This window comes from Streptomyces sp. NPDC111628 (genome assembly GCF_055635195.1).
Map to the genome: position 1 here is coordinate 281,617 of NZ_JBVKBZ010000008.1, position 26,804 is coordinate 308,420.

A 26,804-nucleotide genomic window follows, 5' to 3' on the forward strand; every position below is an offset into this window, starting at 1 on the left:
GACTAGACGGTGGAGTGAAGGCGCAGGGTCCTGACCCCGCCGCCGGTGAGCAGCTCCACCACCCGCTCCCCCGCCGGCTTGCGCACGGCCGACCCGCACTCCGGGCAGGTGAACGAGTAGAAGGTGGTCCGGCTCGTGGCGCCGATGGCCAGGCGCAGGGCGCTCGCGGCGAGTTCGAACCGGCCCCGGCAGTCCGGGCAGCCCGCCTTGAACACGACCGGAGACACGCGTCTCATGCCGGCGAACGCGACCGCCGCGGTCATGCCCGGCCCGGACGGCCCGGACGGCCCCAGGGGGTCGCTCACAGTCCTTGCTCCTGCCTGTCGTGCTGCCCCTCGGCCGCCGCTGCCCCGTGGCGCGCGCCCTCGGCGGTGTCGTCCCCGTCGTGCGCCCCGGCCGCCTCGATCCCGTCGTACGCGGCGAGCGCCTCGCGGGCGGCCCGCCGGGCGCTGTCGGCGAGCGCCGGCGGGGAGACGATCCGGCCGTCGCGCCCGAGCCGCAGCGCGAGCCGCCGCAGGGAGGCCGGGTCGGGAGTGCGCAGGGTGATACGCAGACCGCCGTCGGGACGTTCATCGGCGCTGTCGTGCGGGTAGTACTCGGCGACCCAGCGCCCGCCGGGACCGACCTCGACGACCACCTCGGGGTCCTCCGCGGCGGGCTGCACCAGCCCCTCGGACAGGTCCCGCAGCTCCACCTGCGGGGGTGCGGACGGCTCGTCCATGATGCGGATCTCGGCCACCCGGTCGAGCCGGAAGGTGCGCCGGGCCTCGGAGCGGCGGCACCAGGCCTCCACGTACGTGTGCCCGACGCTGACCAGGCGGATGGGGTCGATCTCCCGCTCGGTGACCTCGTCGCGGGCCGGAGAGTAGTAGCGGATCCACAGCCGGCGGCGCTCCGAGATGGCCCGGTCGACGTCGGCGAAGACACCGCCCTCGGACTCGAAGGTGACGGACAGGCGCGAGCTGGCCCCGGCGGCCTCACCGGCCGAGGTCTCCACCTTCGCCGTCGCCCGCAGCAGCGCCTGCCGGTCGCTCTCGCGCAGCCCGGGCAGGGTGGCGACGGCCCGGGCGGCGACGAGCAGCGCGGTGGCCTCGTCGGCGGCCAGCCGCAGCGGCTCGGCGGCGTCCGCGCCGAGCGCGGCCGGGTTGTGCCACCAGATGCGCTCGCCGTCGGTGTCGATGTCGAGGAGGTCGCCGCCGCGGAAGCTGGTCCCGCACATCGGGAGCACGTCGAGGTCGGAGACCAGCTCGTCCTCGGTGATGCCGAAGGCCCGCGCGACGTCCTCGACCCGCGCCCCGGGCCGCTCACGCAGATACGTCACCAGGGACAGCATCCGCCGGGTCTGGTCGATGGCGTTGACGGGCCTGACCGGTTTGCCTGCCACAGTGTTGTCCGCTCCCCCTCAGCCCTTGGCGACGGCACGCAGCCGGTCCACCACGTCCGCACGCAACTCCGCGGGCTCCAGCACCACCACGTCCGGCCCGAACTCCACCAGCCAGGCGTCCAGGCCGTGCCCGTACGGAATCTCCAACTCGTCCCAGCCGTCACCGAGTTCCCGCACCCCGCTGGCCTTCGCCCGAAGGGGGTACCCCGCGCCCGTGCGCAGCCGGATCAGCGCGGACCGGTCGGCGGTCTCCCCCGCCCAGCTCGCGACCGTCTCCCGGACGGTGACCACGTCGGGCACCGGCGCGGTGAAGCGGGAGCCGCGCGAACGCACCTTTCCCGTGATCCGCGACAGCCGGAACACCCGCTCGGCACCACGGTCGCGGTCGAAGCCCGCCAGGTACCAGTGGCCGCGCCAGCACTCCAACGCCCACGGCTCCACGTGCCGGGGCTCGGGCTGGGCGGCGTTCGCCTTGCGGTAGTCGAAGAGGACCGGCCGGCGGTCGCGGCAGGCCAGCATCAGCGGCTCGAAGGCCGCCTCGTGCACCGGGATGCGGGGCTCCAGCGCGCTGTGCGCCTCGTACGGGTCGACGTCCTCGGGCAGCCCGGCCGCCCGCAGCTTCTGCAGCGCGCCGCTGGCGGCACCGGCGAGGCGGGCCTGCTGCCAGACCTTCGCGGCCAGCCCGAGCGCGGCGGCCTCCTCGGCGTCCAGGGTGATGGGCGGCAGCCGGTTGCTGTCCCGGCGCGCCAGGTAGCCGATCTCGCCGTCGAGGCTCTCCACGGTCTCGATGACCAGTCCCAGCTCGCGCAGATCGTCCTTGTCGCGCTCGAACATGCGGTTGAAGGAGTCGTCGGAGCCCGCCTCGAGATAGGCCTCGACAGACTCGCGCAGTTCGCGCTTGCTGAGTGGCCGCCGCGTCCCGAGCAGACACAGCGCCAGGTTCATCAGCCGCTCGGCCTTGGCAATGGCCATCGACGCCCTTCTCCCTATGGTGCTTACGACGGATGACCGTACCGCCCCGCGGTGGCGCGGCAAAAGCCGAGGGTCCATGCCCGGACAGGCATGGACCCCAGGTGACCGGCTCCGATCGCCGACCGCTCGTGCTTCGATCAGACTCCGAGCAGATCGACCACGAAGATCAGCGTCGAGCCGGGCGGGATCGCCGGGGCCGGGCTCTGGTCGCCGTAGGCGAGGTGCGCGGGGATGGTCAGCTGGCGGCGGCCGCCGACCTTCATGCCCTGCACGCCCTGGTCCCAGCCCGCGATGACGCGGCCGCCGCCGAGCGGGAAGCGGAACGGCGCACCGCGGTTCCAGCTGGCGTCGAACTCCTCGCCCGTGCTGAAGGTCACGCCCACGTAGTGGACGGTCACGGTCTGACCGGCCTCGGCAACCGGGCCGTCGCCCTCCCAGATGTCCTTGATCTCGAGGTCCGCCGGGGGCTCGCCGCCCGGGAAGTCGACCTCGGGCTTGTCGATGCTCACGTGTTCAGCTCCTGCTTGTCTGCGGAAAGGCAACGGCCCAGTCTTACATCCCCGGGCGTCACATCTTCGCGAGGATGTCCACGGAGAAGACCAGCGTGGAGTCCTTCTCGATGCCGCTGCCCTCCGGCGGGCTGTCGCCGTAACCGAGGTCCGGCGGAATGACGATGAGGACGCGGCTGCCGACCTTCTTGCCCGTCAGGCCCTGCGCCCAGCCCTTGACGACCTGCTGCAGCGAGAACGACGTCAGCTGCTTCCTGCCGTACGTGGAGTCGAACTCCTTGCCACCGTCCCACAGCACACCCTTGTACTGCACGAGCACACTGTCCTGGGCGCCGACCTCGGCGCCGTCACCCTCCAGGACGTACTCGGCGACGAGCTTCTTCGGCGCGTCGGCCTTCGGCACCTCGATGGAGGGCGCCTTGCCGTCGGTGTTGGTGCCGACCTTCGGCAGGGCGGCGTCGTCCTGCGCGACCTTCTTGCCGTCGGCGCTGGACTTCGCGTTGAAGGTGTCCTGGACGTCGACCACGAACACCAGCGTGTCGTCGCCCTTGATGCCCGCCTGCTCGTTGCCCTGCTCCCCGTACCCCCAGGTCGGCGGCACGGAGAACTGGACGCGGCTGCCGGTCTTCTTGCCGGTGAGCGCGTACCGCCAGCCGTCGATGATGCTGCCCTGGGCGAGCTGGATGACCAGGGGGGTCTTGCGGTCGTAGGAGTTGTCGAAGACCTTCGCGCTCTGCCAGACCTGGCCGAGGTAGTTCGCCGAGACGAAGTCGTTCTCCGCGACGGCCTTGCCGCCGCCCGCGATCACCGTCTTGACCGCGAGGTCCTTGGACGGCTCGCCGCTGCCCTTGGCGACGGTCGGCTTCTCGTCGAACTTCGTCCCCGCCGTGATCGCCGGCAGCGGACCGTCCACGATCTTCGGCGGCGGCGCGGCCGACGTGGCCGACGCGTCGGGCGACGGACTCTCGCTCGCGTTGCTCGATGAGCCGGAATCGTCGCTGTCACCGCAGGCGGCGAGCGTGACCAGTCCCGCGGGGACGGCGATGAGGAGTGAGCGTCGGCGCACGGTGGGGGCCTCGTATCGGGTATCGGGTCGGTCCTGTTGGCTGGCGTGCGCGCAACTCTACGGCGTGAGAAGGGCACCGCACGGCTAACGTACGGTGCCCGTGTGGCGTTCCGCCCTTTCGCGCGGAGACGCTTCTCTCACCCGTCCGGTCTCATGCCGCCCGGATCACAGCCGGTCCCACACCCGGATCACATCCCGGCGATCAGCTTCTCCACCCGGTCGTCCACCGAACGGAACGGGTCCTTGCACAACACGGTGCGCTGCGCCTGGTCGTTGAGCTTGAGGTGCACCCAGTCGACGGTGAAGTCCCGGCGCTGCTCCTGGGCCCGCCGGATGAAGTCGCCGCGCAGCCGGGCCCGAGTGGTCTGCGGCGGGACGGACTTGCCCTCGAAGATCTTCAAGTCGTTGGCGACCCGGGCCGCCTGGCCCTTCTTCTCGAGCAGGTAGTACAGACCACGACGCCGGTGGATGTCGTGGTAGGCGAGGTCTATCTGCGCGACCCGCGGGTGCGACATGGTCATGTTGTGCTTGGCCCGGTACCGCTCCAGCAGCTTGTACTTCATGACCCAGTCGATCTCGGTGTCGATGCGGTCCAGGTCCTCGGCCTCGATGGCGTCCAGCGTGCGGCCCCACAGCTCCAGCACCCGCTCCACGGTGCCCGTGCGGATGCCGCGGCGCTCGCAGAAGTCCACGGCCTTCTCGTAGTACTCCCGCTGCACCTCCAGCGCCGACGCCTCCCGGCCGCTGGCCAGACGCACCTTGCGGCGCCCGGTGATGTCGTGGCTGACCTCGCGGATCGCCCGGATCGGGTTCTCCAGGGTCAGGTCCCGCATCACCGTGCCCGCCTCGATCATGCGCAGCACCAGGTCGGTGGCGCCGACCTTGAGCAGCATGGTCGTCTCGGACATGTTCGAGTCGCCCACGATGACGTGCAGACGCCGGTAGCGCTCGGCGTCGGCGTGCGGCTCGTCGCGCGTGTTGATGATGGGCCGGGACCGGGTGGTCGCCGAGGAGACGCCCTCCCAGATGTGCTCGGCCCGCTGACTGACGCAGTACACGGCACCGCGCGGCGTCTGCAGCACCTTGCCCGCACCGCACAGCAACTGCCTCGTCACCAGGAACGGGATCAGGATGTCCGCGAGCCGCGAGAACTCCCCGTGCCGGGCCACGAGGTAATTCTCGTGACAACCATACGAGTTGCCCGCGGAGTCGGTGTTGTTCTTGAAGAGGTAGACGTCGCCCGCGATTCCCTCCTCGTGCAGGCGTCGTTCGGCGTCCACCAGGAGTCCTTCGAGAATGCGCTCGCCCGCCTTGTCGTGGGTGACGAGCTCGGTCACGTTGTCACATTCGGGTGTCGCGTACTCCGGATGCGAACCCACGTCGAGATAAAGGCGGGCGCCGTTGCGCAGAAAGACATTGCTGCTGCGGCCCCATGACACGACACGGCGGAAGAGGTACCGCGCCACCTCGTCAGGCGACAGGCGGCGCTGTCCCCTGAACGTGCACGTGACGCCGTACTCGTTCTCCAGCCCGAAAATGCGGCGGTCCATGACTGAACATTACGCCTGATGACCCGAACTGAAACGGGGTTCGACGGCACGGTTTGGATCATTTTCCGGTGAAGCCGCAACCACCGCTCCCCGCACGGGAGCTGCGAGGACCCGCCCCGTGCACGCCAGTACGAGCAGCGAGACGAAACCCGCCGCCCCCGGCACCGCGAAGCCCCACAGCGCCCCGCCATGTTCCACGACGGGCCCCGCCAGGCCCGTCCCCACCGAGGCACCCACGGTGAACGTCGTCACGAGCCACGAGAACGCCTCCGTCACCGTGCCGCGCGGCGCGTGCACGTCGACGAGCACGAACGCACAGGCGATGCACGGCGCGAGGAAGACACCCGCGAGGACCGTGAGCAGCACCATGGCCACCGCCCCCGGCATCAGCATCAGCGGCAGGTAACAGACCGCCAGCAGAGCCACCAGCACCCGCAGCCGCCGCGCCGGCTCACCGCCCCACTGCCGCGCCCCGTAGACCGCTCCCCCCACCAGCGCACCGAGCCCCAGCGCGGCCATCAGCCACCCGTACACGGCGTCGCCCCCGTGCCCGTCGGCGTACGGCACCGACGCGACCGTGATCGACCCGAGCGCCATCCCGATGAACAGGAACGCCCCCAGCAGCGCCAGCAGCCCGCCCGAACGCAGCGCGCCCAGCCAGTGCGCCTCCCGGGGCGCCGACCGCCACGCGCGCGAGGGCGGCGACACGACCACCGACAGCGCGCCCAGCACACCCACACCGTTCAGGACGAGCAGCGCCGCCTGCGGCGACCACAGCGACACGCACACCGTCACCAGCAGCGGCCCGACGGTGAACATGACCTCCTGCGCCACGGCGTCCATCGCGTACGCCGTGTGCACCTGGTCCTCCTTGCCCAGCACGCTCGGCCACAGCGCCCGCAGCCCGCCCTCCAGCGGCGGCGTGAACAGCCCCGCGGCGCCCACGGACAGGTACGCGAGCGCGGCCGTCCCCGTGCCCGCGAAGGCGAACACGGCCATCGCCAGCCCCGACAGCACCGCGGCCGGCAACTGCACCCGCGGCTGCCCGTGCAGATCCACCAGCCGCCCCAGCACCGGCTGGCCCACGGCGTTCGCGACGCCGTACACCGCCGCCAGCGCCCCCGCGAGGCTGTACGAGCCCCCCTCGGCCCGTACGAACAGCACGATCGCGATCGCCGCGGTGGCGTTGGGCAACCGCCCGACCAGCGTGCCGACGAGCAGCCGCACGGCATGCCTCGCCCGGAGGATGTCCAGATACCCGGCGACCACGACGCACCTCCCTGTCCCACTCCAGCAAGTGTTACGTATAACTTCTCCCGCCATACGTACCATGTCGCCAGTTCAGCAGTCCAGACGAAAGCGCAGGCGAACGGTGGCACGAGGCAGCACCCGCCCCACGAGCCGGGACGTCGCCCAGGCCGCCGGCGTCTCCCAGGCAGCGGTCTCCCTGGTCCTCGGCGACAAATGGCGCGGCCGCGTCTCCGAATCCACGGCCCAGCGAGTCCGCGACGCCGCACTGGAACTCGGCTACCGCCCCAACCTCGCCGCACGCAACCTGCGCCTCGGCCGCACCCGCACCGTCCTGCTCGTCGTCCCCGCGCTCACCACGGAGTTCTTCGCCGAGGTGTACACCGGCGCGGCACGGGTCGCCGCCGAACACGGCTTCGGAGTGGTCCTGTATCCCTCACCCGAAGGCGTGGGCCCCGCCCGGGACCCCTTCGCCTCCGCGCAGGCCGCACTGGACGGCGTCATCGCCTCCTCCATGGCCGCCGACGCCCTCTCCGCCATCCGGGGCGACCAACTCCCCCTCGTCATGCTCGACAGCGACCCCGAGGGCAGCCTGGGCGCCGCCACCGTCAACCTCGACATCGCCGACGGCATCCGCCAGGTCACACACCACCTGCTGGCCCTGGGCCACCGCAGCTTCCTCCACCTCGCCGCGGACATCCCGTCCTGGACCTTCGAGGTACGCGCCCGCGAACTGGCCTCGCGGCTCGCCGACGCCCCCGGCACCGAGCTGCGCACGATCCGCGCCCCCATCTCCATCGAGGGCGCCCTCAGAGCCACGGAAGCCGCCCTCGCCGCGCCCGGACCCCGGCCCACGGCACTGGTCTGCGACGACGACAAACTGGCGGCCGGCGCCTACAAGGCCGTCCGCCGGGCCGGACTCCGCGTCCCCGACGACCTCTCCGTCACCGGCCTGGACGACCTCGGCCTCGCCACCGCCATCGACCCCGAACTCACCACCGTCCGCCTCGACGCGGAGGCCTTCGGCGAACAGGGCATGCGCGCACTGCTCGCGGTACTGGAAGGCAGGCCCCCCGAGAAGGGGGACCTGCCGGTCAGCCTGGTGGTACGGGGGTCTACGGCCCCGCCGCGATGAGGTGAGGTGAGGTGGGCGCCTACTCCTCGTCCGACCCCGAGTCGGCCTCGGTCTCGCTCTCCTCCGACGCCTCACTTGCACCCGCGCCCGCAGCGGAGTCCAGCAACCGCGACAGCTGACCGCCCACGATGCGCTTGAACTTCCGCTGCTGCGGACGCGTCCGGTCCAGCACCGCGACCTCCAGCCGCTCCGCCGGAATCTCCCGCTCACTCCCGTTGGTGTCACGGGACAGCGCCTGCACCGCCAGCTTCAGCGCCTCGGCCAGCGTCATGCCGTCCCGGTGCCGCTGGTCCAGATACCCGCTGATCTGCTCCGCGTTGCCCCCGACCGCCACCGAACCGTGCTCGTCCACGATCGAACCGTCATGCGGCAGCCGGTAGATCTGATCGTTGTCCGGACTGTCCCCGACCTCCGCGACGACCAGCTCCACCTCGTACGGCTTCTCGGCCTGGCTGGAGAAGATCGTGCCCAGCGTCTGGGCGTACACATTGGCCAGGCCGCGCGCCGTCACGTCGTCGCGGTCGTAGGTGTAACCCCGCAGATCGGCATAGCGCACGCCGCCGATCCGCAGGTTCTCGTACTCGTTGTACTTACCCGCGGCCGCGAAGCCGATCCGGTCGTAGATCTCGCTGAACTTGTGCAGCGCACGGGACGGATTCTCACCGACGAACACGATGCCGTCGGCGTACTGCAGCACGACCAGGCTGCGGCCACGCGCGATGCCCTTGCGGGCGTACTCCGCCCGGTCCGCCATCGCCTGCTGAGGAGATACATAGAACGGCGTCGACACCGGTTATCCGTCCCTTCCTGTCGAAATCACTGGACCACCTGACAACGAAGACCCGCGCCCGCTACAGCAGCGCGGCCCGCGGACCGTCGGGCTGCTCGAGCCGGGCCCGCAGCACCGAGGCGGCCAGCTCCGCGGCCTCGTCCTCACCGAGCCGGCGGAAACCGTCCTCGGTGATCACAGTGATGATCGGATAGATCCGGCGGGCGACATCGGGACCACCGGTCGCCGAGTCGTCGTCAGCCGCGTCGTACAGCGCCTGCACCACGAGCGTCGTCGCCTGCTCCTCGGTCAGGTCGTCACGGAACAGCTTCTTCATCGCACCGCGCGCGAAGACCGACCCCGAACCCGTTGTCGCGTAGTTCCGCTCCTCGGACCGGCCACCCGTCACGTCGTACGAGAAAATGCGGCCCCTGCCCCGGTCCACGTCGTACCCGGCGAACAGCGGCACTACGGCCAGACCCTGCATCGCCATGCCCAGGTTGGACCGGATCATCGTCGACAGGCGGTTCGCCTTGCCCTCCAGGGACAGCTGCGCGCCCTCGACCTTCTCGAAGTGCTCCAGCTCCAGCTGGAACAGCTTCACCATCTCCACCGCCAGGCCGGCCGTACCGGCGATGCCCACCGCGGAGTACTCGTCGGCCGGGAAGACCTTCTCGATGTCCCGCTGGGCGATCATGTTGCCCATGGTGGCCCGCCGGTCACCGGCGAGGACGACTCCGCCGGGGAACGTGACCGCCACGATCGTGGTGCCGTGCGGTGCCTCGATGACGCCCTGCACCGGCGGCAGCTGCCGGTTGCCCGGGAGCATCTCCGGCTGGTGCTCCCCGAGGAAGTCCATGAAAGAAGAGGACCCGGGCGTCAGGAAGGCAGCTGGTAGACGCCCGGTGCTACGAGTGTTGGCTTCCACGAAGTTCCCTCCAGGTAGGCGGCAGCCCGACGAACAGCGTCGGGATCGTCTCCCAACTTGCCGATGGCCGAATTGCAGTTGAAGCACAGTACGCCACGGACCTTACCCGTCTTGTGACAGTGATCCACGTGTACGGCCGGAGCCTTCAAACAAATCACGCAGAGCCCCATCTGAGAGGCCACCATCGCGTCCCGCTCGGCTTCGGTGAGGCCGTAGTGACGCTTTAGGTGTCGGGCCCGCCCTTCGATTGCCCGGCACGCCTTGCAGGCTGTGGACAGGCCGTCGGAAGCCGTCCTGTTCCGGTCCCACTCGGAGTGCGGCTTGATCTCCTCGCAGCGCTGGCAGTATTTGTGCCCTTCGGGTGCTGCCACCCTCGGGCGCGGCTTCCTGCCACGGGCATCCTGACGCTGCCGGTAGTACGCCGCAGAGCACTCCCGGCAGTAGGCCTGCAGGCGGTCTTTCATCGCCTGGTTACTCGCGAAGGCCGCTCGCGGTTTGGACTGCCTACACCGCGAGCAGCGTTTCGCGTCTTCGTCGACCAATCCCAACTCCCCCGCCGCAACCTTCGAATCAAAGGTAGATTACTCTCCACCCTTCTGAACGAAGGAGCGCACGAAGTCCTCGGCATTCTCTTCCAAGACATCGTCGATCTCGTCCAGGACGGAGTCCACGTCGTCGTTCAGCTTTTCCTGGCGTTCCTTCAGGTCCTCCGATGCCTGCGCTTCCTGCGCCTGCTCCTCGACCTCCTCGGTGGACCGTGTGGCCTTCTGCTGTCCGCCGCCGGTGTCCTTGGTCGCCATAACCCTCACCCCGCTCGGTTCGCCCGACACAGTTGCTCGGTCAAGATCAGACCCTACAAGTCTGGTCCGACATCGGCCCCGTACTTCCTCCAACGTACGAGGACCATCTCCATGGTTCCCGGACCTGGGATATTCCACCCCGTCCGGCTGCTTACTCCCCGGTACCCGCTCGGGCCGCTCACCCGCCGGACAGGACCCTGACCAGGTCGTCCGCGGTGCGGCAGCGGTCCAGGAGTTCCTTGACGTGATTACGCGTTCCGCGAAGCGGTTCCAGGGTTGGGACCCGCTGGAGCGAGTCCCGGCCCGGCAGATCGAAGATCACCGAGTCCCAGGAGGCCGCCGCGACGTCGTCCGCGTACTGCTCGAGGCAGCGCCCGCGGAAGTAGGCCCTGGTGTCCTCCGGCGGCTTCGTACGGGCCCGCTCGACCTCGTTCTCGTCCAGCAGGCGCTTGATGCGGCCGCGGTCCACCAGGCGGTTGTAGAGGCCCTTGTCGGGCCTTACGTCGGCGTACTGGAGGTCGACGAGGTGCAGCCGGGCGGCGTCCCAGTCGAGGTTGTCGCGGCGGCGGTAGCCCTCCATCAGCTCTCGCTTGGCGACCCAGTCCAGCTCGCCGGCGAGGCTCATCGGGTCGTTCTCGAGCCGGTTGAGGGTGTCCTCCCAGCGGCCGAGGACGTCCTTGGTCTGGTCGTCGGCGTCCGCGCCGTACCGCTCCTCGACGTATTTGCGGGCCAGCTCGTAGTACTCCATCTGGAGCTGTACGGCGGTCAGTGTGCGGCCGCTGCGCAGGGTGACGAGGTGTTTGAGCGTGGGGTCGTGCGAGACCTGGTGGAGGGTGCGTACGGGCTGGTCGACGGCGAGGTCGACGGCGATGAAGCCGTCTTCGATCATGGAGAGGACCAGGGCCGTCGTGCCCAGCTTGAGGTAAGTCGAGATCTCCGACAGGTTCGCGTCGCCGATGATGACGTGCAGTCGGCGCCATTTCTCGGCGTCGGCGTGCGGTTCGTCGCGGGTGTTGATGATGGGGCGCTTGAGTGTCGTCTCCAGGCCGACCTCGACCTCGAAGTAGTCGGCGCGCTGGCTGAGCTGGAAGCCGTGTTCGTGGCCGTCCTGGCCGATGCCTACGCGGCCGGCGCCGGTGAAGACCTGGCGGGAGACGAAGAAGGGCGTCAGGTGGCGCACGATGTCCGAGAAGGCGGTTTCCCGCTTCATCAGGTAGTTCTCGTGTGTGCCGTAGGAGGCGCCCTTGTTGTCGGTGTTGTTCTTGTAGAGGTGGATGGGCTGGGCGCCGGGCAGCTGGGCGGCGCGTTCGGCGGCTTCGGCCATGATGCGTTCGCCCGCCTTGTCCCACAGGACGGCGTCGCGCGGGTTGGTGACTTCCGGAGCGCTGTATTCGGGGTGGGCGTGGTCGACGTAGAGCCGTGCACCGTTGGTGAGGATGACGTTGGCGAGGCCGATGTCCTCGTCGGTGAGCTGGCTGTTGTCGGCGGCCTCGCGGGCGAGGTCGAAGCCTCGCGCGTCCCGGAGCGGGTTCTCCTCCTCGAAGTCCCAGCGAGCCCGGCGGGCCCGGTGCATCGCCGCCGCGTAGGCGTTGACGATCTGGGACGAGGTGAGCATGGCATTGGCGTTGGGGTGGCCGGGGACGGAGATTCCGTACTCCGTCTCGATGCCCATTACTCGCCGTACGGTCATGCGGCCCTCCTTGCCCGGCGGCGCCCGTAGTGGGCGCCGCTCAAGTACCGCTGGCGCTCCGATGCGTGTGCGGTGCCCGTCCCCGCACTGCGCGACTCGGCGGTACGGAAGAGCCTAGAACGCCTTTGCGCTGGCGGGGAGATCATTTGCGTCATTGCCTTGCTCCAGCCGGGGCTCCGGAAAACAGTCGGCTGCGGGTACCCGGTGTGGGCACCCGCAGCCGCCCGCGTTTTACAGGTACTGGCCGGTGTTTGCCACCGTGTCGATGGAGCGTCCGGTGTCCGCGCCCTGTTTTCCGGTGACGAGGGTACGGATGTACACGATCCGCTCGCCCTTCTTTCCGGAGATGCGGGCCCAGTCGTCGGGGTTGGTGGTGTTGGGCAGGTCCTCGTTCTCCTTGAACTCGTCCACGCAGGCCTGGAGGAGGTGGGAGACGCGGAGGCCCTTCTGGTTCTTGTCGAGGAAGTCCTTGATCGCCATTTTCTTGGCGCGGCCCACGATGTTCTCGATCATGGCGCCGGAATTGAAGTCCTTGAAGTAGAGGACTTCCTTGTCGCCGTTGGCGTAGGTGACTTCCAGGAAGCGGTTTTCCTCGGATTCGGCGTACATCTGTTCCACCGCGGTCTGGATCATGCTCTGGACGGTGGCGGCCTTGTCCTTCTCGTGCTCCGCGAGGTCGTCGGAGTGGAGGGGGAGGCGTTCGGTGAGGTACTTGCCGAAGATGTCCTTGGCCGCTTCGGCGTCCGGACGTTCGATCTTGATCTTCACGTCGAGCCGGCCGGGCCGCAGGATGGCGGGGTCGATCATGTCCTCGCGGTTGGAGGCGCCGATGACGACCACGTTCTGCAGGCCTTCCACGCCGTCGATCTCGGCGAGGAGCTGGGGGACGATGGTGTTCTCCACGTCCGAGCTGACGCCGGAGCCGCGGGTGCGGAAGAGGGATTCCATCTCGTCGAAGAAGACGATGACGGGGGTGCCCTCGCTGGCCTTCTCGCGGGCTCGCTGGAAGACGAGGCGGATCTGCCGCTCGGTCTCGCCGACGTATTTGTTGAGGAGCTCGGGGCCCTTGATGTTGAGGAAGAAGCTCTTGCCGGCGGCCTGGCCGGTGACCTCGGCGACCTTCTTGGCCAGCGAGTTGGCGACGGCCTTGGCGATGAGCGTCTTGCCGCATCCGGGGGGCCCGTAGAGCAGGACGCCCTTGGGCGGCCGCAGCTCGTGCTCCCGGAACAGGTCGGGGTAGAGATAGGGGAGCTCGACCGCGTCGCGGATCATCTCGATCTGTCCGCCGAGGCCACCGATCTGCTCGTAGCCGATGTCGGGGACCTCTTCGAGGACGAGTTCTTCGACCTCGCTCTTGGGGACGACCTCGTAGACATAGCCGGAGCGGGGTTCGAGCAGGAGGGCGTCGCCGGGGCGGATGGTGAGGCCGCGCAGGGGTTCGGCGAGCCGTACCACCCTTTCCTCGTCGGTGTGGCCGAGCACCAGGGCGCGCTCGCCGTCCTCGAGGATCTCCTTGAGGGTGACGATGTCGCCGACGCTCTCGTACTCCATGGCCTCGACCACGTTGAGTGCTTCGTTGAGCATCACTTCCTGGCCGCGCCTCAGCTCGTCGAGCTCGACGCTCGGGCTGACGTTCACCCGGAGTTTGCGGCCGCCGGTGAAGATGTCGGCGGTGCCGTCCTCGTTGGCCTGCAGGAAGACGCCGAAGCCGGCGGGTGGCTGGGCCAGCCGGTCGACTTCTTCCTTGAGGGCCACGATCTGGTCGCGGGCCTCGCGGAGTGTGCCGGCGAGTCGCTCGTTCTGGGCGGACACGCCGGCCAGGTTGGTCTGCAGTTCGACGATCCGCTCTTCGAGAATTCTCGTGTGTCGCGGAGATTCGGCGAGCTTGCGTCGCAGGACGGCGATCTCCTGCTCAAGGTAGGCCACCTGCCCGGCCGGGTCCTCGGACCCGCGTCCCGGGCGGATGCCGCGGTTCATGTCGTCGTCGTGGGCTGCCACGGTCCTCACCTCCTCCAAGGGGAGCTGGACGCTTCCAGACCCTACCTGGGTGGGTGTCGATTGAAACCCCTAGATCACAAAGACTGTCGGGGTGTGTCCGATCTTCACCCTTGCGCTCTCCCTCACGCCAGGGGAATACCCACGGAACGTGGGGGGAACCCCGGCGGGGGTAGGGTCGAAGTGTTCAACACCCGTCAGAGCTGGCCGGATTCCCGAACGGCTCGGCGCAGGAAACGGCAGGAGACATGAGCGTGCAGCAGGAGGCCGTTGTCGACGGCGAGGCTCTGGAGGTCTGGATCGACCAGGACCTGTGTACCGGCGACGGCATCTGTGCGCAGTACGCGCCCGAGGTGTTCGAGCTGGACATCGACGGTCTGGCCTATGTGAAGGGCGCGGACGACGAGCTGCTGCAGGCCCCGGGGGCGACAACGCCCGTGCCGCTGACGCTTCTCACGGATGTGGTGGACTCGGCGAAGGAGTGTCCGGGCGAGTGCATCCACGTGCGTCGCGTTTCGGACAGGGCCGAGGTCTACGGTCCGGACTCAGAGTGACCAAAATGTGACTTGGCGCGTACGTTCCGTGACTGCTGTCTGGTGTGTCACACCGTCTGTCCCGGGGGCGCCGGTCACACGGTGCGTGCCTGTGAGGGCGTGTCGCTGACGAACGCGCCGTTCTTCCACTGCCACTTCACGTCGTCGGTGACGTCGGGGCAGCAACTGGGCACGTCGGTGGACGAGTAGCCGAGCAGGGTGGCGCGGACGGCGCCGTCGCGCACCGAGAGTTCGGTGGCCGTGCGGCGTTCCTTGGGGTCCACGAGGGTGGCCACGACGCGGGGCTTGCCGCCGTCGGTGTCCCGTGTGATGACGTACACGCCGTCGGGCGGGGTGCCCATGGGGGCGTCGCAGTGCACGGCGGCCACCGTTTCGGGGCGCCCGTCGCCGTCGAGGTCGCCGGAGGCCTTCTTCTGCACCAGGGCCTTGACGGGGCCGCATTCCAGGGGGAAGGCCACGGCGGCCGGGTCGGGCGGCGCGATGTGGGCGGGGGCGCTCTTCGGTCCGGGGGCCGCGGTCTTGTCGGCGCTCTGGGCGGCCGTGGCGGCGTCGGGCTGGAGGACCGAGGACAGGGCGACCACGCCCGCGACGGCCGTGGCGGTGGCGACCCAGTGGATCGGCCGGGTGTGGGTGTGCGAGAGATCCGGAACGGCGGGGTGCTGCACGAGGAGTGTCTCCTGTGAGGGCTGTGCCGGTGGGGGTGGCCAGCATCGTGCCACACGTCACAGTGCGGGGGAACGGCGGGGTGGGTACTCGTTCCGATTCCCGCGCGGGCTCGCGTCCCGTCGGGTGGTCGCCGTCAACGCGTCGACGCCGTGGTGGAGTTCCGGCGATGTCCCGGAACTTCACCACGGCGTCTGTACGTTGTACGCGGCACGGGCCGCCTCAGCGGCCGGAGCCTCCGCCGGCGTTGGGGCCGTCGTAGTCCTCGCCGTAGGCGCCCTTGGCGGGGCGGCGGCGGCGCATGGGCGGCTCGACACCGTCGGCGAGGCGACGGGCGGTGAGCAGGAAGCCGGTGTGGCCGATCATGCGGTGGTCGGGGCGGACGGCGAGGCCCTCCACGTGCCAGTTGCGGATCATCGTCTCCCAGGAGGTCGGCTCGTTGAAGCAGCCGATCTCGCGGATGGACTCGACGGTCCGGGCGAGCTGGGTGGTGGTCGCGACGTAGCAGCACAGGATGCCGCCGGGCACGAGGGCCTTCTTGACGACGTCCAGGCACTCCCAAGGGGCGAGCATGTCCAGGATGACGCGGTCGACGTCGGTGTCGGACAGGTTGTCCTGGAGGTCGCCGACGGTCAGCTGCCAGGCGGGGTGCGGGCCGCCGAAGTAGCGCTGGACGTTCTGCTGGGCGATCTCGGCGAAGTCCTCGCGGCGCTCGTAGGAGTGCAGCATGCCGTGGTCGCCGATGGCGCGCAGCAGGAAGCTGCTGAGGGAGCCGGAGCCCACACCGGCCTCCACGACGCGGGCGCCGGGGAAGATGTCGGCGAAGGCGAGGATCTGCCCCGCGTCCTTCGGGTAGACGACGGCTGCCCCTCGGGGCATGGACAGGACGTAGTCGGGGAGCAGGGGGCGCAGCGCGAGGTAGGCGACGTTCCCGGTGGTGCGGACGACGCTGCCCTCGGGAGCACCGATCAGTTCGTCGTGGGGGAAGGAACCCTTGTGGGTGTGGAAGTTCTTCCCGGCCTCGAGCGTGAACGTGTAGTGGCGGCCCTTGGGGTCGGTCAGCTGAACCTGGTCCCCGACCTTGAAGGGCCCGCGCCTGCGGGCGGCACCGGTCGGTTCGGACATGTGACCAGCCTACCGGTCCCCGGCCGGGCCTCCGACCACCGCTTTGGGAGAGCGGTGCTCAGGAGGGGCGGGCCATGGCCTTGACGAAGGCGCGTTCCACGTCGGCCGCGGACAGGACGCCGTAGATCTCGCCGGTCTCCTCGACGACGAGGTATTCGGTGGCCGGGTTGGCGCGCAGCGCGTCCAGGAGTTCCTCGCCGGACAGTTCGGCGGAGACGCGCATGCCGTCGGTGAGGTCCTGGGCGAGGGTGCTGACCGGTACCCAGGGGCGGCGGTGTTCGGGGACGCCGACGATGGCGGCCTCGCGGACCAGGGAGGCGGGGCTGCCTTCGCCGTCGACGACGACCAGGGCGCGGGCGCCGGAGGCGTTGGCGCGGCGCAGGGCCTCGGAGAGGGGGGTGTCGGCCTGGACGGGGACGGCGCGCCGGGTGAGGGCGCGGGCGCGCAGTTCGGGGAGGTGTTCGCGCAGGCGGGCCATGCGGAGGCTGTTTCCGGCGCCGGTCCAGATGATCGCGGCGAGGATGGCGGCGAGCAGGGCGTCCATGACGGTGTCCATGCCGACGTCGCTCGCGGCGTCGGAACCGAGCGACTGGGTCAGCAGCGGCAGGCCGATCAGTACGGCGATGGCGAGGGCGCGGCCGACCCAGGCGGCGGCGATCGTTCCGCTCATCGGTTTGCCGGTGAGCTTCCAGACGACGGCGCGGAGCATGCGGCCGCCGTCGAGGGGGAGACCGGGCAGCAGGTTGAAGGCGGCGACGATGAGGTTGGAGACCATCAGGCCGGCCAGCAGCACGCCGGCGACGCTGTCGGGCTCCACGGGCAGCAGGGCGGCGTAGAAGACGCCGGACAGGACGAGGGAGAGCAGGGGGCCGACGAAGGCCAGGACGAATTCGCGGCCGGGGGTCTCGGCTTCCTTCTCGATCTCGGAGACGCCGCCGAAGAACTGGAGCTGGATGCGGCGGACGGGGAGCTTGAAGCGGAGGGCGGCCACGGTGTGGGCGAGCTCGTGGACGAGGACGGAGGCGTAGAAGGCGACAGCGAAGAAGAGGGAGACCAGGTAGCGGGCGGCGCCCAGCTCGGGCAGTACGCGGTCGAGCTGGCCGCCGAACACCCAGGTGATCAGGATGGCGACCAGGAACCAGCTGGGGGCGACGTACACGGGCACGCCGAAGGGCCGGCCCATGAGCAGCCCGCCCCCGGGTTCCGGTCGGCGCTGCGGCGGCTTGCCCGGCCCGCCCGCGCCCTCGGTGTGGGCCTCGGCGCGGTGGTGGTGCGGGGCGCCGGTGCCGTGAGCGGCGTGCCGGGGGCCGGCGGCCGGTTCGGAGCGCCTGGGGGGCGTGGGGGCTTCGGGGGCCCGGGGGGCCTGGGGGGCTTCGGGGGCCCGGGGGGCTTCGGAGGGGCGGTCGCCGTCCAGCGGCGATGTGGGCCGGGCGTCCGTGTCACGCCGGCCACCGGCACCCTGCTCCGGTTGCCGCCCGGTCACGGCATCGGGGGCGCCCCGGCCGGGCTCGCCGGGTACGGCGGGGTCTTCGCCGGGGGCCTCCCCGGGCCTGGGGGGCGTCGGCGCCTGCGAATCCGGGGTCTGGGAGCCCGGGATCTGGGAGCCCGGGATCTGCGGGCCCGGTGTCTCGGAGCGTGAAGTTTCAGGACCCGGCGTCTCGCGATCCGGTGCCTCGCGGCCCGGTGCCTCGCGGTCCGGCGTCTCGGAGCCCGAGGGTTCGGAGTCCCGGGTTTCGGAGCCCGGGGTTTCGGCCCCGCGCTTCTCGGGGCCCGTGGCCGTCGGGCCGGTGGGTCCCGGGTCTGCGGAGTCGGTGGGGTCGGCGGCCGGGGCCGTGGGATGTGCCTGGGGCTCGGCCGACTCGTCGTTGCCGGACCGCGGCTGCCCGCTCCCGCCGCTCACGTCCACGGTGTCCCCTCGTTCGAAGCGTCTCCCGCCTGCGGACGGGAGGGTCTCGTGTCGATGGTATGCGTCCGTCGCCGCCCGTTCCGCTCCGGCACCCCTCTGCTTCCCATCCGTCACACGGGTCACGCCTGCGGGCTGGGTCGTTGTCAGTGCCCGGCCGTAAGGTCTGTGGGCATGGAGACGAGTACCGAGGATGTCGCGGAGGACGCCGGCGGACCAGCCCGACCGGCGGCGGCAGTGGCGGAAGGGTCGGCCGCGGCGGTGGAGCCGGAGGCCCCGGCGTCGGAGACGGCGGCCGCCGCGCCCGCACCTGCGGCGATGGCGCCCACCTCGCTCTCGCCCTCCCGGGCCGGTGATTTCATGCAGTGCCCGCTGCTGTACCGGTTCCGGGTCATCGACCGGCTGCCGGAGAAGCCCAGCGAGGCGGCGACCAGGGGCACCCTGGTGCACGCGGTGCTGGAGCGGCTCTTCGACGCCCCGGCGGCCGAGCGCACCGCGCCGACGGCGAGGGCGCTGGTCCCCGGTCAGTGGGACCGGCTGCGGGAGAGCAGGCCGGAGGTCGGTGAGCTGTTCGCGGACGACCCGGAGGGCGAGCGGCTGGCGCAGTGGCTCTCCGAGGCGGAGCGGCTCGTCGAGCGCTGGTTCAGCCTGGAGGACCCGAGCCGGCTGGAGCCCGCCGAGCGGGAGCTGTTCGTGGAGGCCGAGCTGGACTCCGGGCTGCGGCTGCGCGGCATCATCGACCGGGTCGACGTGGCCCCCACCGGCGAGGTGCGGATCGTCGACTACAAGACGGGCAAGGCGCCCCGGCCGCAGTACGCGGAGGGCGCGCTGTTCCAGATGAAGTTCTACGCGCTGGTGGTGTGGCGGCTGAAGAAGGTCGTCCCGCGGCGCCTGCAGCTGGTCTATCTCGGCAGTGGCGACGTGCTCACCTACGACCCGGTCCTGGCGGACCTGGAGCGGGTCGAGCGCAAGCTGCTGGCGCTGTGGGAGGCGATCCGGCTGGCGACCGAGACGGGTGACTGGCGGCCGCGTCCCACGAAGCTGTGCGGCTGGTGCGACCACCAGGCGCACTGTCCGGAGTTCGGCGGCACTCCCCCGCCCTACCCGCTGCCGGTGAGGGCGGCCGAGTCCGGCGCCGTCGGGCAGGGCAGAATGGGGCCGGACTAGCGAGAAGGAGACTTACGTGGCCATCCGCGTCCTACTGGTCGACGACCAGCCGCTGCTGCGCACGGGCTTCCGGATGATTCTGGAGGCGGAGCAGGACCTCGCGGTCGTCGGCGAGGCCGGAGACGGCCTCCAGGCGCTCGACCAGGTACGGGCGTTGCAGCCCGATGTGGTGCTGATGGACATCCGCATGCCGCGGATGGACGGTGTGGAGGCGACCCGGCAGATCACCGGGCCGGAGCGGGACGGTCCGGCGAAGGTGCTGGTGCTGACCACCTTCGACCTGGACGAGTACGTGGTGGAGGCGCTGAAGGCGGGCGCCAGCGGCTTTCTGCTCAAGGACGCCCCGGCCAACGAACTGGTGCAGGCGATCCGCGTGGTGGCGAACGGCGAGGCGATGCTCGCGCCGAGCATCACCCGGCGGCTGCTCGACAAGTACGCCACGCATCTGCCCTCCGGGGACGAGCCGGTGCCGGACACCCTGCACACCCTGACGGACCGTGAGGTCGAGGTGCTGAAGCTGGTGGCCCGCGGGCTGTCCAACGCGGAGATCGCCGCGGACCTGTTCGTCAGCGAGACCACCGTCAAGACCCACGTGGGGCATGTGCTGACCAAGCTGGGCCTGCGCGACCGGGTGCAGGCGGCGGTGTACGCCTACGAGAGCGGTCTGGTGCGTCCCGGCGCGCAGTAGCCCCTCCCCGGCACGCGGGCACTCCCCCGCACCGCGGGCACTTCCCCGCACGCGGCCGCGGCCCGCGCACAACGTGAAGGGCGCCCTCTTCCGGACGGGAAGAGGGCGCCCTTCGGGCTGGTCCGGTGCCGGCCTCAGTCGCTCACGCCCCGGCCCAGCTCCCACAGCTGGAGCGAGGAGGAGGAGTTGAGGAGGTAGGCCGTGCCGGTGACGTCGTCGCGGGTGGCGACGTACTGCTTGCCCTGCCAGAGCGGGATCAGCGGGACGTCCTTGGCGGTGATGTCCTGGATCTCGGTGAGGGTGTCCACCGCGGAGAGCCGGTCGGCCTCGCCGCGGGAGGCGGGGATCAGGTTGTTGATGATCTCCTGGTTGGAGTACGGGATGTTGAGGGTGTTCTTCTTGTCGAGGAACGGCGCGATGAAGCTGTCCGCGTCCGGGAAGTCGGGGAACCAGCCCATGCCGAAGACGTCGTACTTGCGCGCCCGCTCCGCCGGGTGGAACTTCTCCCAGGGCGTGCCCTTGATGTCGACGTCGAACAGCCCGCTGTCGTTCAGCTGCTTCTGGAGGTGCTCGAACTCCGGCTTGGTCGCGGCGCCGTAGTGGTCCGTCGTGTAGTCCAGCGTCAGCTTGACGGGCGTGGTGATGTCCGCGTCCTCCAGCATCGCCTTCGCCTTGGCGACACTGGGGTCGCCGTACTTGTTGAAGAACGAGTTGGAGTGGCCGGTGACGCCGGCCGGGACCATCGAGTACAGCGGTTCGGCCTGGGATCCGTAGACCGCGGAGACGAGTTCGCTGCGGTTGATGACCTGGGCCATCGCCGTACGGACGGCCTTGTCCTTGACCGTCGAGGCGTCCGTGTTGAAGGCGAGGTAGCGGATCTCGAGACCGGCCACCTCGACCAGGTCGACGTCGCCGTCCGTGGCCTTGGACAGGTTCTGGATCTGTTCCGGCGTCATCGCGCGGGTCATCACGTCGATGTCGCCCTTGTCGATGGCGTCGCCCATGGCTTCGGCGTCGGCGAAGGACACGAGTTCGACCTTGTCGTTGTTCACCTTGAGACTCCCCTTGTACTTGGGGTTCTTGGTGAACACGGCCTTGGTCATCTCGTCGCCCTTGACCTCGGCCTTCATCGTGTACGGGCCCGAGCCGGTCAGCTCGAAGCCGTCACGCAGCTTGTCCTTCTCGTAGTCGTCCGGGTTGACGATGCCGGCAACCGGCGTCGACAGCTTGAACGGGAAGGTGGCGTCGGCGGTGTTGAGGTGGAAGATGACCTCGCGGTCGCCCTTCGTCTCGACGGTGTCGACCGTGGAGAGGATGGAGGCGACCTCGGTGTCGGCGTCGATCTTCCGGACGCGCTCGATGGAGTACTTCACGTCCTCGGCGGTGACGGGGTCGCCGTTGGCGAACTCCAGGCCGTCGCGCAGGGTGCAGGCATAGCGCTCGTTGCCGGTGTCGGTGAATCCGCACTGCTGGGCGGCCTCGGGCACGGGTTCGCCGTCACCGCGGGGCAGCACCATCAGCGTCTGCGAGGTCTGCCGCATGATGTTCCAGGCGCCGACGTCGTAGGCGTACGCCGGGTCGAAGGGCGCGGTGATCTCTTTCGAGACGCTGAACCCGTCCGTGGTGCCGACGGCGATCGCGTCCCCGTCGCCGCTGCCGCTGTCCGACCCGCCGCAGGCGGCGAGCACCGGCGCGAGCAGGCCGACGACGGCCGGCAGCACCAAAGTCTTGCGGTTCATGCTCGAGTTTCTCCAGAGCTGTCGGTCCGTGTATCCGGCATGCAGGGGTGTCGCGGCGGATCACGGGGGTAGTGGCCGATGTTCTCGCGACGAGATTAGTCCGCGCCCGCACGGGTCCTCGCAGCCACCGGAGTTGAGGGCTCATCACGGAGCGAAACCGGGTGTGGACACACCGAAAACCCGACAGTGGAAGGATTCGTGCAGGGTTTCACCAATCAGGACACAAAGGCTCCTCGACAACGTTCGCCAAGCCGGACGAAGCACACCCGAGCCTCGCTGTCGACCCCTGGTCGCGTGGTGAACATCACAGCTGGTCTTCGGCCGCTGCTGCTGGAATTCGGCCATCCGGGGCGGTGGAAATGGTCGGTGAACATCCGTAGGGTCGCGCCGCGCGGCCCTTCCCGGAATTGCCGCGCTAACCACGCTGCACGCTCGGTGAAGAGCTAGCGCATTTGGGTCATCAGACCGCGCAGAAATGTCAGGTCGACCTCTTCGAGGGAGGCGACCACCGTGCGCCGGGCGGCGGGGGTGATGGGGGCGACCGAGGGCACCGCCACGACGTGGCAGCCGGCGGACTCCGCGGCGGCGACACCGGTCGCGGTGTCCTCGACGACGGCGCACCGGGCCGGGTCCGCGCCGAGTCCGGCCGCGGCGGCCAGGTAGGGGTCGGGGTGCGGCTTGGTGCGCGGCACCTCGTCCCCGGCGACGGTCAGGGCGAAGTTCTGGGGGCCCAGCGTCTTCAGCACGCGGTCGATGATGCGGCGGTGCGAGGCGGAGACCAGGGCCGTGGGGATCTCGTGCGCGGACAGCTCCGCGAGCAGCCGGGCGGCGCCGGGCATGAGCGGCAGGTCGCGGCCGATGCGCTGCTCGAAGCCGTCGTTGAGCAGGACGCTGAGTTCGGCGAGGGTGATGTCGGCGCCGGTGGCCTCGATGAGGAAGCCCGCGCTGCGGGTCATGGGGCCGCCGACCACGACGTGGCGCCAGGAGTCGTCCAGGGTGTGGCCGAGGGAGGCGAAGACGTCCAGCTCGACGTCCCACCAGAAGCCCTCGGTGTCCACCAGGGTGCCGTCCATGTCGAGGAGCACCGCCTGCAGGGCGGAGCCCTCGGCCGTACGGGTTCCGAGCGCGGGGACCGTACTGGTCATCCACGTACCTCCTTGAGGGACGATCAGGCCGGCTCCCACGAAGGGAGCCGGCCTGCGGTGGACCGACCAGTGTACGTCGTGCGGGGCGCGAACGCCTGGTGAGGCCCGGGAGGCCCTGCGGGGCCTCAGCGGGCGTTGAAGTACTTGGCCTCCGGGTGGTGGATGACGATGGCGTCGGTGGACTGCTCGGGGTGGAGCTGGAACTCCTCGGAGAGGTGGACGCCGATGCGCTCCGGCTCGAGGAGGGCGGCGATCTTGGCGCGGTCCTCCAGGTCGGGGCAGGCGCCGTAGCCGAGGGAGAAGCGGGCGCCCCGGTACTTCAGGGCGAACATGTCCTCCATCTCGGCCGGGTCCTCCCCGGCGAAGCCGAGTTCGGAGCGCACGCGGGCGTGCCAGTACTCGGCGAGGGCCTCGGCGAGCTGGACGGACAGGCCGTGCAGTTCGAGGTAGTCGCGGTAGGCGTTGGCCTCGAACATCCGGGCCGTCTCCTCGCCGATGCGGGAGCCGACGGTGACGACCTGGAAGCCGACCACGTCGATCTCGCCGGACTCCTCCGGGCGGAAGAAGTCGGCCAGGCACAGGCGCCGGCCGCGGCGCTGGCGCGGGAAGGTGAAGCGGGTGCGTTCGTTGCCGTCGCCGTCGAGGACGATCAGGTCGTCGTCCTTGGAGACGCAGGGGAAGTAGCCGTAGACCACGGCCGCCTCCAGCAGGTTGTCCGTCTGGAGCCGGTCGAGCAGGCCGCGCAGCCGCGGCCGGCCCTCGGACTCGACCAGTTCCTCGTAGGAGGGTCCCTCGCCGGTGCGCGCCTGCTTGAGGCCCCACTGGCCCTTGAAGAGGGCGCCCTCGTCCAGCCAGGAGGCGTACTCCTTGAGCTGGATGCCCTTGACGACGCGGGTGCCGCGGAAGGGCGGCGTGGGCACGGGGTTGTCGGTGGCGACGTCGGAGCGGACGTGCCCCTCTTCGGGGCGTTCCTCGATCTCGACGGTGGCGGCCCGCACACGGCGCTGCTTCAGCTCGGGCAGCTTGGCGCCGGGTACGCCGCGTTTGATGCCGATGAGGGCGTCCATGAGGCGCAGGCCCTCGAAGGCGTCGCGGGCGTAGCGGACCTCGCCGTCGTAGATCTCGTGCAGGTCCTGTTCGACGTAGGCCCTGGTGAGGGCGGCGCCGCCGAGGATGACGGGGTAGTCGGCGGCCAGCTTGCGCTGGTTGAGCTCCTCCAGGTTCTCCTTCATGATCACGGTGGACTTGACGAGGAGGCCGGACATGCCGATGACGTCGGCCCGGTGCTCGTCGGCGGCCTCCAGGATCGCGGAGACGGGCTGCTTGATGCCGAGGTTGACGACGTTGTAGCCGTTGTTGGACAGGATGATGTCGACGAGGTTCTTGCCGATGTCGTGGACGTCGCCGCGGACGGTGGCCAGCACGATGGTGCCCTTGCCGTCGTCGTCGGTCTTCTCCATGTGCGGCTCCAGGTGGGCCACCGCGGTCTTCATGACCTCGGCGGACTGGAGCACGAACGGCAGCTGCATCTGGCCGGAGCCGAACAGTTCGCCGACGACCTTCATGCCGTCGAGCAGGGTCTCATTGACGATGTCGAGGGCCGGACGCTCCTGGAGGGCCTCGTCGAGGTCCTGCTCGAGGCCGTTCTTCTCGCCGTCGATGATGCGACGCTTGAGCCGCTCGTCCAGGGGCAGCGCGGCCAGTTCCTCGGCCTTGGACGCCCGCAGCGACTTGGCCGTGGCGCCCTCGAAGAGGGCCATCAGCTTCTGCAGCGGGTCGTAGCCCTCGCGGCGGCGGTCGTAGATCAGGTCGAGGGCGGTGGTGACCTGCTCCTCGTCGAAACGGGCGATCGGCAGGATCTTGCTCGCGTGGACGATGGCCGAGTCCAGCCCTGCCTTGACGCATTCGTCGAGGAAAACGGAGTTGAGCAGGATGCGGGCGGCCGGGTTGAGGCCGAAGGAGATGTTCGACAGGCCGAGCGTGGTCTGCACGTCCGGGTGGCGCCGCTTGAGTTCCCGGATGCCCTCGATGGTGGCCAGGCCGTCCTTGCGGGACTCCTCCTGGCCGGTGCAGATGGTGAAGGTCAGGCAGTCGACGAGGATGTCGGACTCGTGGATGCCCCAGTTGCCGGTGAGGTCGTCGATGAGCCGTTCGGCGATCTCGACCTTCTTCTCGGCGGTGCGGGCCTGTCCCACCTCGTCGATGGTCAGCGCGATCAGCGCGGCGCCGTGCTCCCGGGCGAGCTTCGTGACGCGGGCGAACCGGGACTCGGGCCCTGCGCCGTCTTCGTAGTTGACCGAGTTGATCACCGCGCGGCCGCCGAGCTTCTCCAGGCCGGCCTGCACGACGTCGACCTCGGTGGAGTCGAGGACGATCGGCAGCGTGGAGGCGGTGGCGAACCGGCCGGCCAGTTCCTCCATGTCGGCGACGCCGTCCCGGCCGACGTAGTCGACGCAGAGGTCGAGCATGTGCGCGCCTTCGCGGATCTGGTCGCGGGCCATCTCGACGCAGTCGTCCCAGCGGCCGTCCAGCATGGCCTCGCGGAACTTCTTCGACCCGTTGGCGTTGGTGCGCTCGCCGATGGCCAGGTAGGAGGTGTCCTGGCGGAAGGGCACGGTCTGGTAGAGCGAGGCGGCGCCGGGCTCGGGGCGCGGGTCGCGTGCGGTGGGGGCGGTGTCCCGGACCCGCTCGACGACCTGGCGCAGGTGCTCGGGGGTGGTGCCGCAGCAGCCGCCGACCAGGGACAGGCCGTACTCCCGGACGAAGGTCTCGTGCGCGTCGGCCAGCTCGGGCGCGGTCAGCGGGTAGTGGGCGCCGTCCTTGCCGAGGACGGGCAGACCGGCGTTGGGCATGCAGGTCAGCGGGATGCGGGAGTGCCGGGCGAGGTAGCGCAGGTGCTCGCTCATCTCGGCGGGTCCGGTGGCGCAGTTCAGGCCGATCATGTCGATGCCGAGCGGCTCCAGCGCGGTGAGCGCGGCGCCGATCTCCGAGCCGAGCAGCATGGTGCCGGTGGTCTCGACGGTGACGGACACGATGAGCGGCAGGTCGAGGCCCAGGGCGTCCAGGGCGCGCCGGGCGCCGAGCACGGAGGCCTTGGTCTGGAGCAGGTCCTGCGTGGTCTCCACCAGCAGTGCGTCCGCGCCGCCCGCGACCAGGCCCTCGGCGTTGCGCTGGTAGGCGTCGCGCAGGACGGTGTACGGGGCGTGGCCGAGGGTGGGGAGCTTGGTGCCGGGGCCCATGGAGCCCAGCACCCAGCGCTGCCGGCCGTCGCGGGCGCCGAACTCGTCGGCGACCTCGCGGGCGACGCGTGCGCCGGCTTCGGACAGTTCGTGGACGCGCTCGGGGATGTCGTACTCGCCGAGGGCGGAGTGGTTGGCGCCGAAGGTGTTGGTCTCGACGCAGTCGACGCCGGCCGCGAAGTACTCCTCGTGCACCGAGCGGACGATGTCGGGCCGGGTGAGGTTCAGGACCTCGTTGCACCCTTCGAGCTGCTGGAAGTCGTCCAGCGTGGGGTTCTGGGCCTGGAGCATGGTGCCCATGGCGCCGTCGGCGACCACCACGCGGGTGGCGAGGGCCTCTCGGAGGGCGGACACGCGGGTGCGGGTGTCGGCGGGCGGGGTGGATGGCGACGAGGCCATGAAAGGGCTCCCTAGGATGCGACGGCTGTCGGCTTTGCCTCTGCCCGGTGCCGCCCGTCGTGGACGTCCCCGGGGAGAACGCACGCCGTCAGGGTAGCCGGGACCGGGGGCCGATGGTCAGGGCGTCCACGAGACG

At 70.1% G+C, this 26,804-nt stretch carries 23 protein-coding genes; 4 read left to right on the forward strand and 19 right to left on the reverse strand.

Annotated elements, in window-relative coordinates; translation table 11 throughout:
- Nucleotides 1–2 precede the first annotated feature (2 nt).
- The 7 genes from ACZ7MF_RS36975 to ACZ7MF_RS37005 form a co-directional block, all read right to left on the reverse strand.
- Nucleotides 3–305 carry a hypothetical protein gene (locus tag ACZ7MF_RS36975; protein WP_093455807.1) on the reverse strand — a complete coding sequence of 101 codons (303 nt, stop codon included), beginning with the start codon at nucleotides 303–305 and terminating at the stop codon, nucleotides 3–5.
- A complete protein-coding gene (locus tag ACZ7MF_RS36980) occupies nucleotides 302–1,384 on the reverse strand; it encodes a helix-turn-helix transcriptional regulator (RefSeq protein ID WP_471482531.1) in 1,083 nt (360 codons plus the stop codon). The genes ACZ7MF_RS36975 and ACZ7MF_RS36980 overlap by 4 nt, the downstream gene beginning before the upstream one ends.
- A gap of 18 nt (nucleotides 1,385–1,402) precedes the next feature.
- Entirely contained in the window at nucleotides 1,403–2,356 is a 954-nt protein-coding gene (locus ACZ7MF_RS36985; protein ID WP_471482532.1) for a helix-turn-helix transcriptional regulator, read from the reverse strand.
- Nucleotides 2,357–2,493: 137 nt separating this feature from the next.
- Nucleotides 2,494–2,865, reverse strand: coding sequence for an FKBP-type peptidyl-prolyl cis-trans isomerase (locus tag ACZ7MF_RS36990; RefSeq protein ID WP_471482533.1), 372 nt, complete (start codon nucleotides 2,863–2,865; stop codon nucleotides 2,494–2,496).
- Nucleotides 2,866–2,923: 58 nt separating this feature from the next.
- Nucleotides 2,924–3,931 (reverse strand): FKBP-type peptidyl-prolyl cis-trans isomerase, encoded by a 1,008-nt coding sequence (locus tag ACZ7MF_RS36995; protein ID WP_471482534.1) that lies wholly within the window; start codon nucleotides 3,929–3,931, stop codon nucleotides 2,924–2,926.
- Nucleotides 3,932–4,119: 188 nt separating this feature from the next.
- On the reverse strand, nucleotides 4,120–5,481 hold the full coding sequence (gene pafA / locus ACZ7MF_RS37000; RefSeq protein WP_109033662.1) for a Pup--protein ligase: 1,362 nt from the start codon (nucleotides 5,479–5,481) through the stop codon (nucleotides 4,120–4,122).
- A 9-nt stretch (nucleotides 5,482–5,490) separates the two neighbouring features.
- Nucleotides 5,491–6,750: an MFS transporter gene (locus ACZ7MF_RS37005; protein WP_471482535.1), complete on the reverse strand. Its 1,260-nt coding sequence runs from the start codon at nucleotides 6,748–6,750 to the stop codon at nucleotides 5,491–5,493.
- 103 nt (nucleotides 6,751–6,853) lie between these two features.
- Here ACZ7MF_RS37005 and ACZ7MF_RS37010 point away from each other — a divergent pair, with 103 nt between their 5' ends.
- On the forward strand, nucleotides 6,854–7,864 hold the full coding sequence (locus tag ACZ7MF_RS37010) for a LacI family DNA-binding transcriptional regulator (RefSeq protein ID WP_471482536.1): 1,011 nt from the start codon (nucleotides 6,854–6,856) through the stop codon (nucleotides 7,862–7,864).
- 19 nt (nucleotides 7,865–7,883) lie between these two features.
- Here ACZ7MF_RS37010 and prcA read toward each other — a convergent pair whose 3' ends face one another.
- The 6 genes from prcA to arc form a co-directional block, all read right to left on the reverse strand.
- Complete coding sequence (gene prcA, locus ACZ7MF_RS37015) at nucleotides 7,884–8,654, reverse strand: proteasome subunit alpha (protein ID WP_471482537.1); 771 nt, start codon at nucleotides 8,652–8,654, stop codon at nucleotides 7,884–7,886.
- A gap of 61 nt (nucleotides 8,655–8,715) precedes the next feature.
- Complete coding sequence (prcB, locus tag ACZ7MF_RS37020) at nucleotides 8,716–9,561, reverse strand: proteasome subunit beta (RefSeq protein WP_471482538.1); 846 nt, start codon at nucleotides 9,559–9,561, stop codon at nucleotides 8,716–8,718.
- On the reverse strand, nucleotides 9,513–10,025 hold the full coding sequence (locus ACZ7MF_RS37025) for an endonuclease VII domain-containing protein (RefSeq protein ID WP_271415025.1): 513 nt from the start codon (nucleotides 10,023–10,025) through the stop codon (nucleotides 9,513–9,515). Before ACZ7MF_RS37025 ends, prcB begins: the two co-directional genes overlap by 49 nt.
- 117 nt (nucleotides 10,026–10,142) lie before the next feature.
- On the reverse strand, nucleotides 10,143–10,361 hold the full coding sequence (locus tag ACZ7MF_RS37030; RefSeq protein WP_471482539.1) for a ubiquitin-like protein Pup: 219 nt from the start codon (nucleotides 10,359–10,361) through the stop codon (nucleotides 10,143–10,145).
- 178 nt (nucleotides 10,362–10,539) lie between these two features.
- Nucleotides 10,540–12,051 carry a depupylase/deamidase Dop gene (gene dop / locus ACZ7MF_RS37035; RefSeq protein WP_346265862.1) on the reverse strand — a complete coding sequence of 504 codons (1,512 nt, stop codon included), beginning with the start codon at nucleotides 12,049–12,051 and terminating at the stop codon, nucleotides 10,540–10,542.
- Nucleotides 12,052–12,282: 231 nt separating this feature from the next.
- Nucleotides 12,283–14,049, reverse strand: coding sequence for a proteasome ATPase (gene arc / locus ACZ7MF_RS37040; protein ID WP_123622703.1), 1,767 nt, complete (start codon nucleotides 14,047–14,049; stop codon nucleotides 12,283–12,285).
- Between the two features lie 245 nt (nucleotides 14,050–14,294).
- Here arc and ACZ7MF_RS37045 point away from each other — a divergent pair, with 245 nt between their 5' ends.
- Nucleotides 14,295–14,600 (forward strand): ferredoxin, encoded by a 306-nt coding sequence (locus ACZ7MF_RS37045; RefSeq protein WP_356867760.1) that lies wholly within the window; start codon nucleotides 14,295–14,297, stop codon nucleotides 14,598–14,600.
- A 74-nt stretch (nucleotides 14,601–14,674) separates the two neighbouring features.
- Here ACZ7MF_RS37045 and ACZ7MF_RS37050 read toward each other — a convergent pair whose 3' ends face one another.
- From ACZ7MF_RS37050 to ACZ7MF_RS37060, 3 genes are all read right to left on the reverse strand, one after another.
- Nucleotides 14,675–15,265 (reverse strand): hypothetical protein, encoded by a 591-nt coding sequence (locus ACZ7MF_RS37050; protein WP_471482540.1) that lies wholly within the window; start codon nucleotides 15,263–15,265, stop codon nucleotides 14,675–14,677.
- A 220-nt stretch (nucleotides 15,266–15,485) separates the two neighbouring features.
- The gene (locus tag ACZ7MF_RS37055) at nucleotides 15,486–16,388 is read right to left on the reverse strand and encodes a tRNA (adenine-N1)-methyltransferase (RefSeq protein WP_271415029.1); all 903 of its coding nucleotides are present in this window, start codon (nucleotides 16,386–16,388) and stop codon (nucleotides 15,486–15,488) included.
- 58 nt (nucleotides 16,389–16,446) lie between these two features.
- A complete protein-coding gene (locus ACZ7MF_RS37060) occupies nucleotides 16,447–18,294 on the reverse strand; it encodes a site-2 protease family protein (RefSeq protein WP_471482541.1) in 1,848 nt (615 codons plus the stop codon).
- Nucleotides 18,295–18,465: 171 nt separating this feature from the next.
- Between ACZ7MF_RS37060 and ACZ7MF_RS37065 the strand changes: the two genes are divergently transcribed.
- The gene (locus ACZ7MF_RS37065; protein WP_471482542.1) at nucleotides 18,466–19,458 is read left to right on the forward strand and encodes a RecB family exonuclease; all 993 of its coding nucleotides are present in this window, start codon (nucleotides 18,466–18,468) and stop codon (nucleotides 19,456–19,458) included.
- 16 nt (nucleotides 19,459–19,474) lie between these two features.
- Nucleotides 19,475–20,146, forward strand: coding sequence for a response regulator (locus tag ACZ7MF_RS37070; protein WP_003977171.1), 672 nt, complete (start codon nucleotides 19,475–19,477; stop codon nucleotides 20,144–20,146).
- Nucleotides 20,147–20,280: 134 nt separating this feature from the next.
- Here ACZ7MF_RS37070 and ACZ7MF_RS37075 read toward each other — a convergent pair whose 3' ends face one another.
- The 3 genes from ACZ7MF_RS37075 to metH form a co-directional block, all read right to left on the reverse strand.
- Complete coding sequence (locus ACZ7MF_RS37075) at nucleotides 20,281–21,885, reverse strand: ABC transporter substrate-binding protein (protein ID WP_471482543.1); 1,605 nt, start codon at nucleotides 21,883–21,885, stop codon at nucleotides 20,281–20,283.
- A gap of 443 nt (nucleotides 21,886–22,328) precedes the next feature.
- Complete coding sequence (locus ACZ7MF_RS37080) at nucleotides 22,329–23,030, reverse strand: HAD family hydrolase (RefSeq protein WP_471482544.1); 702 nt, start codon at nucleotides 23,028–23,030, stop codon at nucleotides 22,329–22,331.
- A 125-nt stretch (nucleotides 23,031–23,155) separates the two neighbouring features.
- A complete protein-coding gene (gene metH, locus ACZ7MF_RS37085; protein WP_471482545.1) occupies nucleotides 23,156–26,668 on the reverse strand; it encodes a methionine synthase in 3,513 nt (1,170 codons plus the stop codon).
- Nucleotides 26,669–26,804: the final 136 nt, after the last annotated feature.